Below are 12515 nucleotides of genomic sequence, written 5' to 3'. Positions count from 1 at the left end.
CGGACCGCTTCCCGACTGATAAGGAACGGACCTTGACGGGACCGGCGTTGTTTCCGGCAGGCATGCGGCAGGCTTCGGGCGGGCTTCGGGCAGGCGTTGGGCAGGCTTCGGGCGGGCGTCGGGCAGGCGTTGGGCGGGCTTTCAACAGGCTTCGGGCAGGCTTTCGGACACGGTTGAGCGCCCGGTCGACCCTGCCGCCGACCGGGCGCCCGGCACCCCGGGGGACGCGGCCGGAGCCGCTACGACCGCTGCCAGAGGGCCGGCACGTTCGGCGGCTCCCAGCCCACCATGGCGGTGTGCGCCTGGAGGCAGAGGTAGGAGGCACCGGAGTAGGTGACGCGGTCGCCCGCGTTGTACGAGGCCCCGGGCTTCCAACTGCCGCTCGGCGGCGTGGGCGTTCCGGTGGGGGTTCCGGTCGGGGTGGCGGTGGGGGTCGGGCTCGGCGTGCCCGGGGTCTGCGGCACGTCCAGGACGAAGTCGTAGCTGCCCTCACGGCCCGGGCCGTTCTGGCGGACGTTCATCAGCAGCCGGGCGTCGTAGATGGTGTCCGTGCTGTTGCGCGGCTCGCCGGGGAAGTAGAGCTGGGTGGTGAGCACCGGGCGGCCGGGCGCCTGGAGCTTGACGTGGAGGTGCCGGGTGCGGCCCGGGTAGAGGCCGGGGACGATCGTGTCCAGCTTGAAGGCGCCGTTCGCGTCGGTGAACTGGTGGCCGCGGAAGGTGAACCCGGTGTTGTCGTAGGCGCCGTTGTCGTCGGCCTGCCAGAAGTCCAGCAGGACGCCGGAGATCGGCCGGCAGGCGCGGCCGAAGACGTAGCCGCTGACGGTCAGCCGGGTGCCGGGGCCGTCGTTGACCATGGAACTGCGCAGTGGGGAGTTGGGCTTGAAGTAGGGGCCCTCGGTCTGCTCGATGGTGGGGTCGTCGCCGTCGTGGCACTCGGGGGTGAGGCCGGGGGGCCGACCGGTGCCGGCCTGCTCGCGGGCCAGCGCGACGCCGCCGCCGACCAGCAGCGGGGCGGCGCCGAGCGCGGCGGCGGCCTTCAGGACGGTCTTGCGGCTGATCATGCCGTCGGGCGTGGGCATGCGCCCTCTCCTTCGGGTGGGGGGTGGGGTGGATGTGGGGGGGCGGCCCTTGCCATGGTGGGGGCATGACAAGGGCCGAACCGGCCGCCCGTCCGCGCGCGCCGGACCGGCCACCGGTGGCCACCAGCAAAGTTACGGGCAGTCCGGGGCCGCCGCGATGGACGCGATCCGGGGATCGTGGTGATTTCCGTCGACCCGGGCCCGGAACTCCCCCGGCGTCATCCCGGTCTCCCGCCGGAAGAAACGGCAGAAGTAAGCCGGGTCGGCGAAGCCCGCCTCCTTCGAGACCTGACGAATCGTCAGATCCGTGCAGGCCAGCAGCCGTTTGGCCTCCAGGGTCTGCTGGCGCCGGATCAGCCCGCCCGGGGTGCGGCCGGTGGCCTGCTTGACCAGGGTCTGCAAGTGGCCTGGCGAGACGCCGAGTTCCTGCGCACTGGACGCCACCGAGTGCCGCACCCCGCCCGGGCCGGCGATCAACCGGGTGAAGGCGGAGGCCAGTTCGGTCGGACGGCCGGGCGGCGACGGCCGCTCCCCCGGCCGGCCGGCGCGCAGCGCCCGGACGATCAGGATGTGCAGACTGGCCCGCAGCACGCCCTGGTAGCCGGGCTGCCTGGAGCGGTACTCGTGTTCCATGTCGGCGAGCAACGCGCCGACCGGCCCGGCCTGTTCGCCGAGCCCGAGCGCGGGGCGGGTGGCCAGGGTGCGCAGCGCGGCGAGGTCCTGCGGGTTCCGGAGCAGGAAGTCCTCGTTGAACAGGACGACCTGGCCGGTGAGTTCGTCCGCGTCCGACCAGTAGTGCACCTGGCCGGGCGTGATCACGCACAACTGCGGTGGCGCCAGCGGCCGGTGGACCAGGTCCAGGACGTGGGCGCCGCGGCCGCCGGTGACGTGGACGATCTCGTAGAACGAGTGCCGGTGCGGGAAGCCCGCCCGGGACAGCGGGCCGATCGTGTCGAAGCTCCCGATGGCGAACGGGAGCAGGTGCGGCAGCGGGACCTGTAGCCGGTGCAGCGGCAGGTCCGGCGTGGTACGGGGGGTGGGGGTGGTCCGTAACGCGTCCATCGGAGCAGTGTGCTGCCGGTTCGCGGACAGGTCCAGACCATCAGCCGGTCCGAACCGGTCCGCAGGCCCTAGACCGGCGGCCAGGGGATCGAGGGCCAGTCCTCGGAGGGCAGCGGGTGCCGGCCGGTGCGGCGCAGCCCGGCCACCCGGGCGCGGGTCGCCTCCAGTTCGGCGGCGGTCAGGTGCGGGGCGAGGCGCGCGGCCAGCTCGCCGTCCAGGCGCTCGGCGAGCCGGGTCAGCACCTCCAGCGCCTCGGCGGGCAGCGGCTCGCCGGCCCAGCCCCAGAGCAGGGTGCGCAGCTTGCCCTCGGTGTTGAAGGTGACGCCGTGGTCGATGCCGTAGACCCGGCCGTCGGCGGCCGGGATCAGGTGGCCGCCCTTGCGGTCGGCGTTGTTGAGCACCGCGTCCAGCACGGCGAGCCGGCGCAGCCGCTGGTCGTCGTGGTGCACCAGCAGCGCGGTGCGTCCCCCGCCGACCTCGGCCCGCACGATCGGCAGCCAGCCGTGCTCCGGGCCGCGCGGGTCCTGGAGGGCCAGCAGCGGCTCGGCCTGCGGATCCGGCTCGACCCACAGCTGCACCATCCCGGGCCCGTGCGGCCCGTCGCGCAGCACGGTCGGCGGCACCAGCGCCCAGCCGGTCGCGGCCGACACCTCGTACGCGGCGACCTCGCGGCCGGCCAGCGTGCCGTCCGGGAAGTCCCACAGCGGGCGCTCCCCGGCGACCGGCTTGTAGACGGCCTGCGCGCTCAGCGAACCGTGCGTGGCGGTGCAGTACAGCGCGGCGTTGGACGCCTCGGTGAGGCGCCCGTGCACCGTCAACTCGCCCTCGCGCAGCAGCTCCAGCGCGGTGGGCACGTCGGCGGCGAGGGCGGCGGCGGTCGCCGGATCCGCCTGGGGCGGGGTCTCGGTGTTCAGCGCCGGTAGCCGTTCGCGCGCGGGCACAGGTGGCCCTCCGGATCGAGCGGCAGGTTGCAGAACGGGCAGGGCTTGCGGCCGGCCGAGACCAGGTCCAGCGCCCGCTTGGCGAACACCCGGGCCATCGCGCCGGACAGCCGCACCCGCAGCATGTCCGGACCGTTGTCGTCGTCCTCGAAGACCGCCGCGGCGCTGTCCTCGTCCTCGTCCTCCTCCACCTCGATCAGCGCCTGCGCCTCGACCACCAGGCAGCCGTCCACGCTGTCCCAGGCCAGGGCCATGGTGCCGACCCGGAACTCCTGCTCCAGCGGCAGGTCCAGCGGTGCGGTGTCGAGCAGGTCCTGCGGGGCGGCGGCCGGGATGGAGACGTCGCCGCCGCTGCGCCGCAGCGCCTCGTCCAGGACCTCGTCGATCCGCTCGGCGAGCGCCGCCACCTGGGTCTTCTCCAGCAGGACGCTGGTGATCCGGCCCCGGGCGCTGGCTTGCAGGTAGAACGCCCGGGCGCCGGGCTGGCCGACGGTGCCGGCCACGAACCGTTCGGGCTGGTCGTAGAAGAAGACCTGACGGGGCACGCTCTCGCTCCGGATCGTGTCGGTCGTGGGGATCACAGGGATCGTTCGGACGTCATGGCTCGGGCTGCCGTACGGCGGCCCGGACGCGGGCTCGCCACGCGGCGGGGCTCGTTAGTCACCCTACGACCTCCGGGCCCCCGCAGGGGAGCCGAGCCGCAGTGGCACCGGCCAGCTCAGGTGGTGCCGCCGGCCGCTGCGGAGCGGCGTGCGGCGGCTCTCCCGCCCGCGTGATGCGGCTCCGGGCCGGGCGGCTCCGGTCAGGTCGGGTGGCGCCGGTCAGGCCAGGGTCGTACCAGGCGGGTCAGGCGGGTCAGGCGGGGCGACCGTCTCAGGCGGTGCCGCCGACCACCGCGTCGCCCGCCGGGGCGGCCGGGGCCGCGCCGGGCCTGGGCGCGAGCGAGCCGAGGTCTCCGGTGTCGCCCATCCTCAGGACGAAGGGCCGCTGCGGGGTGTAGCGGATCGCGGTGACCGAGCAGGGCTCGACGCTGATCCGCTGGAAGTGGTCCAGGTGCAGGCCGAGGGCGTCGGCCACCACCGCCTTGATCACGTCCCCGTGCGAGCAGGCGAGCCAGACCGCGTCCGCGCCGTGCTCGGCGGCGACCTTCTCGTTCCACTCCCGGACCGCACCGACCGTCCGGTGGCTCAGCTCGCGCAACGACTCCCCGCCGGGGAAGGCCGCGGCGGCCGCGTGGTCCTGCACGGTGCGCCAGAGCGGCTCCTTGGCCAGCTCGGCCAGCGGCCGACCGGTCCACTCGCCGTAGTGGCACTCGCCCAGCCGCTCGTCCTCGGCGGGCGGACCCAGCTCGGGCCGGGCCGCCAGCAGCGGCTCCAGGGTCTGCCGACAGCGCTCCAGCGGGCTGCTGACGGCCTGCACCAGCGGGATCCCCGCGAGCCGGCCGGCCAGCGCGGCGGCCTGCGCGCGCCCGGTGTCGTCGAGGTCCACGCCGGGCGTCCAACCGGCCAGGATTCCGGCGGTGTTCGCGGTCGAGCGGCCGTGGCGGACGAGCAGCAGGGTGGGCATGGGGCTCAGCCTACGGCCTCCGGGCGCGGGCGTGGAGTGTCGGTGCGAGCTGCGGCCGTCGGGTGCCGGCGCGGGGTGCGGGCGCGCAACGCGCGGGCGGGGTACGGGCCCTCCTGGGCCGCCGCCGCAACCGGCCCGCGAGGCCGTCCTGGCCCGGCTCCGCCCCGGGCACCCCTCCCCGGGCCACAATGGCCCGATGATCGTCCACTGCGCCAGCTACCACGACGGCCACCGGATCGAGGCCCCCGACGACCTCGCCGGCGCGCTCGCCGCCGCCCGCGCCGCCGGGCCCGGCGGCTTCGTCTGGATAGGACTGTTCGAGCCCACCGCCGAGGAACTCAACCACGTCGGAAGGGAGTTCGCCCTGCACCCGCTGGCCGTCGAGGACGCCGTCAGCGCCCACCAGCGCCCCAAGATCGAGCCGTACCAGGGCTCCCTGTTCGTCGCCCTCAAGACGCTCGGCTACCACCCCGGCGCCCACGCGGTGACCATCGGCGAGGTGATGGTCTTCCTCGGCGCGGACTTCGTGATGACCGTCCGGCACGGCGCCGACGCCCCGCTCTCCGGCCTGCGGGCCCGGCTGGAGAAGCAGCCCGAACTGCTGCGCTACGGGCCCAGCTCGGTGCTGCACTCGGTCTGCGACACCATCGTCGACGGCTACATGGACGTGGCCACCGGGCTCCAGACCGACCTGGACGAACTGGAGGCGGACGTCTTCGCCCCCAACCGGGTCGGCCGCGACACCGCCGGCCGGATCTACGGCTACAAGCGCCAGGTGATGACCGTCCGCCGCGCCACCGGCCCGCTGCTGGAACCGACGCTGCGCCTGGCCCGCGGCGGCGAACCATACATCCGACCGGAGACCCTGCCCTACCTGCGGGACGTCGCCGACCACCTGGCCCGGGTGACCGACCAGGTCGACGGCATGGACCGGCTGCTGTCCGACATCCTCAACGCCAACCTGGCGCAGGTCAGCGTGCAGCAGAACAACGACATGCGGAAGATCTCGGCCTGGGCGGCGCTGGCCGCCGTGCCGACGATGATCGCGGGCGTCTACGGGATGAACTTCGAGGACATGCCCGAACTGCGCCAGCCCTGGGGGTACCCGGCGGTGCTGTCGCTGATGGTCGCGGTCTGCATAGTGCTGCACCGGGTGTTCAAGCGGCACGACTGGCTGTAGTGCCGCCCGACGGCCCCGGACCGCTACGCCAGGCCGGCGCGCTCCAAGGCCTCGACGCCGGTGCGCAGCGCCTGGATCCGCTCGTCCAGGGTGAAGCCGGACGGGGCCGGATTCGTTTATCACCTGGAAGGACAGCGCCCTCGTTGCGGCCGGACTCCGGCCGTACCCGACCGTACGCCCGTCCGTGCGCCACGGGGGAACGGCGCACGGACGGGCAGCCCAGGGGCGGCTACTGGCCGGGGTCCGGCCCGGTGTAGGCCGATGAGCGGAAGATGCGCGGGAACGCCCGGGAACCGTGCCGCTGGTCGAGCCAGGCGGTCAGGCCGGACAGGTCCCCGCCGATCGTCGCGGCCACTATCAGGCCGTGCAGCGTGCCAGCATCGGTCCCGCCCGTCTCGGTCAGGAAGCGCTGATACCGCGCCCCGACCCCGTGTTCGTATCCGGCCATCGCCAGGTGGAAGCGGGTCGCGATGCCGGGCTCCGCCTGGTCGAAGTCGGACGGCTCCAGGCGGCCGGTGGTGTCACGGAAGGCCAGCCGATCTGGCAGTGCGATCCGCTCGGCCAGGTCGAGCCGATCGGCCACCGTGGCGGCGATCGTCCGGGCCTCCCGATCGGTCGCCCCCTCCATCACGATCCCGAGGTTACGGGTCGAGACGGCGTCCTCCTGGTCCCGCGCCGAGTAGGTGCGCCCCTGCGGGTCACGCCGGTTGATCCCGTACCGGCTCCGGACCACGTGCCCGTCCTGGAACCGGTACTCCCGGAACGACCCCCAGTGCAGGCAGTCATGCGCGTAGGAGCGGAGCAGGTCCAGCGCCACCAGTTCGGGCGAGGTCAGCCGGGGGTCACTCAGCCGCCCGTACCTCGTGATCACGGAGGCCATCTGCTCGTGCCGGTAGCCCTGGTTCGGGTGGTGGAACCCGCCGAACGCGTCGGGCTGGGTCGAGCGCACCCCGACCCACACCCGATCGATCGGCAGGAGCTGGTTCAACCCCAGCTCCCGGTAGCGGTCGGCCAGGAGCGCCGCCCCCTGCCGGAACACCTCCCGCGCCGACTCGTCCGCCCAGGTGTCCAGCACCCAGTGCAGCAGCGAGAACGTCACGTGCGGGTGCGCCTGGTCCAGCGCCGCCGTCGCCCGGCGCGCGGCCAGCAGGTGCGCCAGCTCGGCGCGCTCGGCCACGTCTCCGGCCAGGTGCTCGTTCGGCCCCAGACACGAGGGGGTGAGCGAGCGACCGAGGGTCAGAAGCGCTGACGGCTGATCAGCTGTCGGTGCGACTCCTGCACTCCCTCGGGGAGCTCGTCCGGTGAGAACCATCGGGCCTCCAAGATCTCGAACGAAGCGACCTTGATCCGTCCGCTGACGTACAGCGCCTCGTAGGCGACTTCGACGCGCAGCTTGTATCCGCTCTTCAGGTGCGCCAGCTCGCACACCTTCACCGTGAGTCCGGTCTCCTCCTTGACCTCACGGATGATCGTCTCTTCGAAGCTCTCGCCCTTGTCCGCGTAGCCGGTCGGTAGCCCCCACTGCCGACCCTCCGGCCACATCCGGTGCTTGAGGAGCAACACCCGGCCTTCGTCGTCGCGAACGATGCCCGTGACCCCGACCATGAACTTCGAGTGCCACAGCCACAGAACGCGCCACTGCATCGGGCCCCGGATGATCCGCCAGAGCTTCGCAGCGATCTTCTTCATGGGTTCGCCCCTTCATTGGTCGGGCCACCGCGCGCCGCTCGCGCGGTCGGCCCACGATCCCGCGCCCCACCCCACCGACACCAAATCCCGTGATGATCAGACCAATTGGAGTGCGTCAGTGCTGGTGCCGGCACCACAGGCGATCCGAATGCAGGGTTGCCTGTCGGGCCACCTCGGCAGCCACCGGATCGGCCCCGCCCGAGGCGTTGGACGGGTCGGCCGGCGCGGGGGCACAGAGGTCGAACCGCAGCCATCCGGCGTGCTCCTGCAACGGCTTCTTGCCCTGCTCGGCGCGGATGCGGGTGGCGTTCATCGCGTACTGCTTACGGGTGTCGGCCGTCATCAGCCACAGACGCGCGTGGTAGGCGTCGGGGAAGGCGAGCAACACGGGCTTGCCGGAGAGGTCCGGGAGGGTGCAGAACTCGCCCAGGAGCACATCCCGCAGGACATGGGAGCCCGCCGCCGCCACCACCTCATAGCGCATGACCATGCCCGGCTTCGGCTCTCCGGGCGCCGCCACCAGTTCAAGCGGCGGCATTGCGGCCCGACCTCAACTCCGTGCACCTCGGGCACGGGCACTCCGGGTCGAGCGGGTAGGTCAGCGCACGACCGGTCGGGTTCGCCGCCCGGTACTGCTCCCTCAACGCGGCCATCGCCTGCGGACTGGCCTTCTCCCTGCTCCGGTACGAACCGGCGGACCTCACGGCAACGGACACACCTGGCTCCTTTTCGCTCGGCTTCGTGGAATGAGATGCCAGGCTAGGGGAATTCCAGATAGGGACTCAACGATATTCCCGCTATCGACTAAAGATCTTGAGATGTCCCTCGATAGTGGTCGGCCCACTCCGTCAGCTTGACCCGAGCATCCTCACCCCACAACGAATAGCCCTCGAAGGTCCGGAACTCGTCCAGGTACTCCTGAATGTCTCGGGGGTCACGGAACACAAGCGCGCCCGTGGAGACCTCGACAGTTGCTAGGGCCTCGTCGTAGACGGTGAATACGTTCAATGGCGCCCACGGCATGTGACCAGCCATCGGGATAATCCCGAGGCGTACATTGGGCAACCGGGACACAGAGACCAACCGGTCAATCTGCATCGCCATGGCCTGCGCGGGAACAAGAGGCCAGCGGCAAGCCTGTTCAGTCAGAATGAAGTCGAAGCGCTTAGCCGGCTCGTAGAGGACGGCCTGCCGTTCAAGTTTTTTGGCAATAGCCTTCGAGTGATCGCCGGGGAACGGGGCGAGACTGGCCCGGATGTACTCAGGAGTCGCAAGAAGACCGGTGATCATGGTCGGCAGAAAGTATCGAAACTCGCCGGTGGTACGTTCAAGCGTCGCCAACTCGACTTGCTTCTTTTCAAGCCCCTTCCTGCGCAGGGCCCTCGCGTCCTGCCACTCCGTGTTGGCGATGCGGGCAAGTGCCGTGACGTGGGCAATGAGGTCAGGCGGCGCGTCCAGCGCCCGCAGGATCAGTTCAACGTCAACCAGCGACGGCGTGACCTTGCCAGTCTCGATCTTGGAAATCTTGGACTGCGACATGTTGACACGCCGAGCGAGCTGGATCCCGGAGAGTCCAGCTCGCTTGCGAAGCTCTTGAAGGATTGCCGCCAGGTCCGAGTTCGATTGACCTAGCTCTTGCGGATCAAGCGCCAATGCCCTTCACGTACTCCTCGAAAGGCACCGATTCAGCGATTGCAATCCGCTGATACTCGACGAACGGGCTCACGTCGCCCTCGAACACGGTGCGGTCGATCTGCGTTCCGTCAGGCAGGTAGTTCATGAGCACCACCTCCCTTTTGTCGAACATCCAGTAGTCCGAGACGCCGGCCAGCGGGTTAGGGCGATCCGTGACGTCCATGATCCGAATGTCTTCGCCCGCCCAGGCATGCGGCAGGTAGTACATGAACTCGTAGCGCAAGTACTCGGAGAGCGGTCGTGTGACAATGTGAACGCGCCCCTTGGACTTCCCCTCTCGGCGCACCCGCTTGAGGTCGTCCGTGTAATCGTTGGAGTGCGCGTGCGGGTCAATTCGCTCACCCGCCCGGAAAGCCCGCAGTTCCTCGATCTCCTGCGGCACGTTGTAGGCCGGGAGAGTTTCCAGGCGCCATGCCTCCGTCTTGAACTCCCGGAACCTGGTCTGCCAAGCGTCACCATCCAAGCGCACGGACAGCCTCCCGAAGCACGCTCTCGGGGATCTCCACGAGCCCTTCGCCATTGGGCGGCGTGAAGGCGCTGGACACGTCCCCCTGAACCACGAACGTGCCTCGCTCGGTGCGGTACACGTTCGGGCAGTCGTTCTGGTTGCACTCCCCCGAGCCACTGCCGTTGCCCGTGTTGGTCAGCCGCGTGAGACCCGACCTGTCGTCCATCTCAACCCCCTGGAACTGCGGCCCGCTTGGACCGCCCGGCAATGACGCTAGAGAACCCTTCGACACGTGTCTATGACAGGACAGAAATATTCCCGTGTTGGACTAAGGATCATGATGGAACGGCCCAGAACACACGAAAGGCCCCGGCTGCCCAGTTCGTCGGGCAGCCGGGGCCAGTGTGCTCGGGCGGTCAGATGCGGTTGCCCCAGCGGTACGCGGCAAGGCTGCGGGCGGCGTTGGAGCGGCCCGCCGGGGGCTCGTCGCCGGGGAGGCGAACCCGGCCCCCAGGGATGCCCGCCGTTAGGCGAGCCCTGCCAGTTCCAGCGCCTCCACGCCGACGCGGAGAGCGTTGATCCTGCCTTCCAGCGAATAGTCGATTCCGCCGGGGGCCAGGGTGAGCGTGGTGACGCCCGCGTCGGCGTAGGCCTGCATCCGGTCGGCGATCCGGGCGGTGTCGCCGATCAGCGAGGTGGCGTCGATCAGGTCGTGCGGGACGGCGGCCGCGGCGCCCGCGTAGTCCTTGGCCAGGTACTTCTCCTGGATCTCGTCGGCGGCCTGCTCGTAGCCCATCCGCCGGGCGAGCTGGTTGTAGAAGTTCTTCTCCTTGCTGCCCATGCCGCCGATGTACAGCGCGGCGTAGGAGCGCTGGGAGTCGACGCCGGCCGTGATGTCCTCGCCGACCGCGATGGTGACGGTCGGGCAGAGGTCGAAGCCGTCCAAGCCCTGCCCCGCCTTGGCGCGGCCGGCCTTCAGCGGGTCGAGGGAGAGCGCGGCGTGCTCGGGCGAGAAGAAGATGCCGAGCCAGCCGTCGGCGATCTCGCCGGTCTGCTCCAGGTTCTTCGGGCCGATCGCGGCGATGTACAGCGGGATGTGCTCGCGCACCGGGTGCACGGTGAGCTTGATCGGCTTGCCGGGGCCGCCGGGCAGCGGCAGCGTCCAGTGCGCGCCCTCGTGGACCAGCCGCTCGCGGGACATCGCCTTGCGGATGATCTCCACGTACTCGCGGGTGCGGGCGAGCGGCTTGTCGAACTTCACCCCGTACCAGCCCTCGGAGACCTGCGGGCCGGAGACGCCGAGGCCGAGCCGGAAGCGGCCGCCGGAGAGGGTGTCCAGGGTCGCCGCGGTCATCGCGGTCATCGCCGGGGTGCGGGCGGGGATCTGGAAGATGGCCGAACCGACGTCGATCCGCTCGGTCTTCGCGGCGACGAAGCTCAGCACCGTCGCGGCGTCCGAGCCGTACGCCTCGGCCGCCCAGCACACCGAGTAGCCGAGCCGGTCCGCCTCCTGGGCCACGGCGATGTTGTCGGCGTCCATGCCGAGACCCCAGTAGCCGAGGTTGATTCCGAGTCGCATGTGCCGAACCTTCCAGTCGGTGAGGGTTGGTGGCGAGGGTAGCCGCGCACTCGCCGGTCATGCTACTGACCGGTAGTGGTGGTCTGGGTCACACCCGCCGCCGCCCGGGCCCGGTGATCGTTCTGCGGGTCGCCACCCCTGCCCGGACACCGGCCGCTACGCTCAGCCGACGTGGGGAGCGCTCTCCCCGCCTACGCGTTCTCAGGGCTACCGGGGCGCCCGGTGCCACCGGCCAGTGGAGGGCCCGTCCGATGGAAAAGCGTCACCTCGGCCGTACCGGTCTCCAGGTCTCCCGGCTCGGCCTCGGCACCATGACCTGGGGCCGCGACACCGACGAACACGAGGCCGCCGAGCAGCTCAAGGAGTTCGTCGACGCCGGCGGGACCCTGCTCGACACCGCCGACGTGTACGCCGACGGCGGCGCCGAGTACCTGATCTCCCGGCTCACCGACAGCCTCATCCCCCGCTCCGAACTCGTCATCGCCACCAAGGCCGGCAGCGTGCCGGAGTCCGCCCGCCGCTTCGACGGCTCCCGCGGCCACCTCCTCGCCGCCCTCGACGCCTCGCTGCGCCGGCTCGGCACCGACTACGTCGACCTGTGGCAGGTGCACTCCTTCGACCCCATGACGCCCGTCGAGGAGACGCTCAGCGCCCTCGACATCGCCGTCTCCTCCGGACGCGCCCGGTACGTCGGGGTCTGCGACTTCAGCGGCTGGCAGCTCGCCAAGGCCGCCACCTGGCAGCGTGCCCACCACGGGCGCACGCCGCTGGCCGGGGCCCAGCTGGAGTACTCGCTGCTCCAGCGCGGCATCGAGCGCGAGGCGCTGCCCGCCGCGGCGGACTCCGGGGTCGGACTGCTCGCCTCCTCGCCGCTCGGGCGCGGGGTGCTCACCGGCAAGTACCGGCACGGCGTCCCGCAGGACTCGCGCGGCGCCTCGCCGTACCTGTCCGGGTTCGTCCAGCCGTACCTCGGGGAGCGCTCGCGGCGGATCGTCGACGCCGTCGCCACGGCCGCCGACGGCCTCGCCAGCAGCCCGCTCGCGGTCGCCCTCGCCTGGGTCCGGGACCGGCCCGGAGTGGCGAGCGCGCTGGTCGGGGCCCGTACGGTGGCACAGCTGCAGGCGGCACTGTCGGTGGAGGCGCTTACGCTTCCGGGTGAGATCCGTGGTGCGCTGGACGACATCTCGTCGCCGGTGCACCGCTACCCGGACCAGGGGTGGAGCGAGCTGTAGCCCCCCTCGTTCAGCTGAACACGCAGTGGAGTGACCCTTGGAGC

Annotated in this window: 14 protein-coding genes; 2 read left to right on the top strand and 12 right to left on the bottom strand. The window is 71.3% G+C overall.

Annotated elements, in window-relative coordinates; genetic code table 11:
* Positions 1-239: 239 nt before the first annotated feature.
* The 5 genes from ACIO9K_RS14015 to ACIO9K_RS13995 all read right to left on the bottom strand — a co-directional run bounded on the left by ACIO9K_RS14015 (position 240) and on the right by ACIO9K_RS13995 (position 4648).
* Positions 240-1079 (bottom strand): carbohydrate-binding protein, encoded by an 840-nt coding sequence (locus tag ACIO9K_RS14015; RefSeq protein ID WP_363618100.1) that lies wholly within the window; start codon positions 1077-1079, stop codon positions 240-242.
* Between the two features lie 132 nt (positions 1080-1211).
* Positions 1212-2141, bottom strand: a complete 930-nt coding sequence (locus tag ACIO9K_RS14010) for an AraC family transcriptional regulator (RefSeq protein ID WP_363618098.1) — start codon at positions 2139-2141, stop codon at positions 1212-1214.
* Positions 2142-2209: 68 nt separating this feature from the next.
* Complete coding sequence (locus tag ACIO9K_RS14005) at positions 2210-2995, bottom strand: SCO1664 family protein (RefSeq protein ID WP_063350993.1); 786 nt, start codon at positions 2993-2995, stop codon at positions 2210-2212.
* A gap of 56 nt (positions 2996-3051) precedes the next feature.
* On the bottom strand, positions 3052-3627 hold the full coding sequence (locus ACIO9K_RS14000; protein WP_350878006.1) for a DUF3090 domain-containing protein: 576 nt from the start codon (positions 3625-3627) through the stop codon (positions 3052-3054).
* Positions 3628-3955: 328 nt separating this feature from the next.
* Positions 3956-4648, bottom strand: a complete 693-nt coding sequence (locus ACIO9K_RS13995; RefSeq protein WP_400329678.1) for an MSMEG_4193 family putative phosphomutase — start codon at positions 4646-4648, stop codon at positions 3956-3958.
* Positions 4649-4844: 196 nt separating this feature from the next.
* Here ACIO9K_RS13995 and ACIO9K_RS13990 point away from each other — a divergent pair, with 196 nt between their 5' ends.
* Positions 4845-5828 (top strand): magnesium and cobalt transport protein CorA, encoded by a 984-nt coding sequence (locus ACIO9K_RS13990; protein WP_363618094.1) that lies wholly within the window; start codon positions 4845-4847, stop codon positions 5826-5828.
* Positions 5829-6057: 229 nt separating this feature from the next.
* On the opposite strand, the gene ACIO9K_RS13985 is transcribed toward ACIO9K_RS13990, so the two are convergent.
* The 7 genes from ACIO9K_RS13985 to ACIO9K_RS13955 form a co-directional block, all read right to left on the bottom strand.
* Entirely contained in the window at positions 6058-7005 is a 948-nt protein-coding gene (locus ACIO9K_RS13985; protein WP_400329673.1) for a hypothetical protein, read from the bottom strand.
* 59 nt (positions 7006-7064) lie between these two features.
* Positions 7065-7517 carry an NUDIX domain-containing protein gene (locus ACIO9K_RS13980; protein ID WP_400329670.1) on the bottom strand — a complete coding sequence of 151 codons (453 nt, stop codon included), beginning with the start codon at positions 7515-7517 and terminating at the stop codon, positions 7065-7067.
* A gap of 115 nt (positions 7518-7632) precedes the next feature.
* On the bottom strand, positions 7633-8055 hold the full coding sequence (locus ACIO9K_RS13975; protein ID WP_400329667.1) for a hypothetical protein: 423 nt from the start codon (positions 8053-8055) through the stop codon (positions 7633-7635).
* 266 nt (positions 8056-8321) lie between these two features.
* On the bottom strand, positions 8322-9170 hold the full coding sequence (locus ACIO9K_RS13970; protein ID WP_400329664.1) for a Scr1 family TA system antitoxin-like transcriptional regulator: 849 nt from the start codon (positions 9168-9170) through the stop codon (positions 8322-8324).
* Positions 9160-9681 carry a DUF6879 family protein gene (locus tag ACIO9K_RS13965; RefSeq protein ID WP_400329661.1) on the bottom strand — a complete coding sequence of 174 codons (522 nt, stop codon included), beginning with the start codon at positions 9679-9681 and terminating at the stop codon, positions 9160-9162. Before ACIO9K_RS13965 ends, ACIO9K_RS13970 begins: the two co-directional genes overlap by 11 nt.
* Positions 9665-9886 (bottom strand): hypothetical protein, encoded by a 222-nt coding sequence (locus tag ACIO9K_RS13960; protein ID WP_400329658.1) that lies wholly within the window; start codon positions 9884-9886, stop codon positions 9665-9667. The genes ACIO9K_RS13965 and ACIO9K_RS13960 overlap by 17 nt, the downstream gene beginning before the upstream one ends.
* A 300-nt stretch (positions 9887-10186) precedes the next feature.
* Complete coding sequence (locus tag ACIO9K_RS13955; RefSeq protein WP_400329655.1) at positions 10187-11239, bottom strand: LLM class F420-dependent oxidoreductase; 1053 nt, start codon at positions 11237-11239, stop codon at positions 10187-10189.
* 251 nt (positions 11240-11490) lie between these two features.
* Here ACIO9K_RS13955 and ACIO9K_RS13950 point away from each other — a divergent pair, with 251 nt between their 5' ends.
* Positions 11491-12471, top strand: coding sequence for an aldo/keto reductase (locus ACIO9K_RS13950; RefSeq protein WP_400329652.1), 981 nt, complete (start codon positions 11491-11493; stop codon positions 12469-12471).
* Positions 12472-12515 lie beyond the last annotated feature (44 nt).

Origin of the sequence: Kitasatospora sp. NPDC087271 (assembly GCF_044744605.1) — a bacterium.
GTDB lineage: Bacteria > Actinomycetota > Actinomycetes > Streptomycetales > Streptomycetaceae > Kitasatospora.
The sequence above is the reverse complement of the archived record's forward strand: the minus strand, read 5'-3'. Positions and strand labels throughout refer to the sequence as shown.

Coding starts and splice junctions, on each gene's coding strand:
- ACIO9K_RS13975 (WP_400329667.1), bottom strand. CDS start 8,055: ATGCCGCCGCTTGAACTGGTGGCGGCGCCCGGAGAGCCGAAGCCGGGC.
- ACIO9K_RS13955 (WP_400329655.1), bottom strand. CDS start 11,239: ATGCGACTCGGAATCAACCTCGGCTACTGGGGTCTCGGCATGGACGCC.
- ACIO9K_RS13990 (WP_363618094.1), top strand. CDS start 4,845: ATGATCGTCCACTGCGCCAGCTACCACGACGGCCACCGGATCGAGGCC.
- ACIO9K_RS13950 (WP_400329652.1), top strand. CDS start 11,491: ATGGAAAAGCGTCACCTCGGCCGTACCGGTCTCCAGGTCTCCCGGCTC.
- ACIO9K_RS13980 (WP_400329670.1), bottom strand. CDS start 7,517: ATGAAGAAGATCGCTGCGAAGCTCTGGCGGATCATCCGGGGCCCGATG.
- ACIO9K_RS14010 (WP_363618098.1), bottom strand. CDS start 2,141: ATGGACGCGTTACGGACCACCCCCACCCCCCGTACCACGCCGGACCTG.
- ACIO9K_RS13960 (WP_400329658.1), bottom strand. CDS start 9,886: ATGGACGACAGGTCGGGTCTCACGCGGCTGACCAACACGGGCAACGGC.
- ACIO9K_RS14015 (WP_363618100.1), bottom strand. CDS start 1,079: ATGCCCACGCCCGACGGCATGATCAGCCGCAAGACCGTCCTGAAGGCC.
- ACIO9K_RS13995 (WP_400329678.1), bottom strand. CDS start 4,648: ATGCCCACCCTGCTGCTCGTCCGCCACGGCCGCTCGACCGCGAACACC.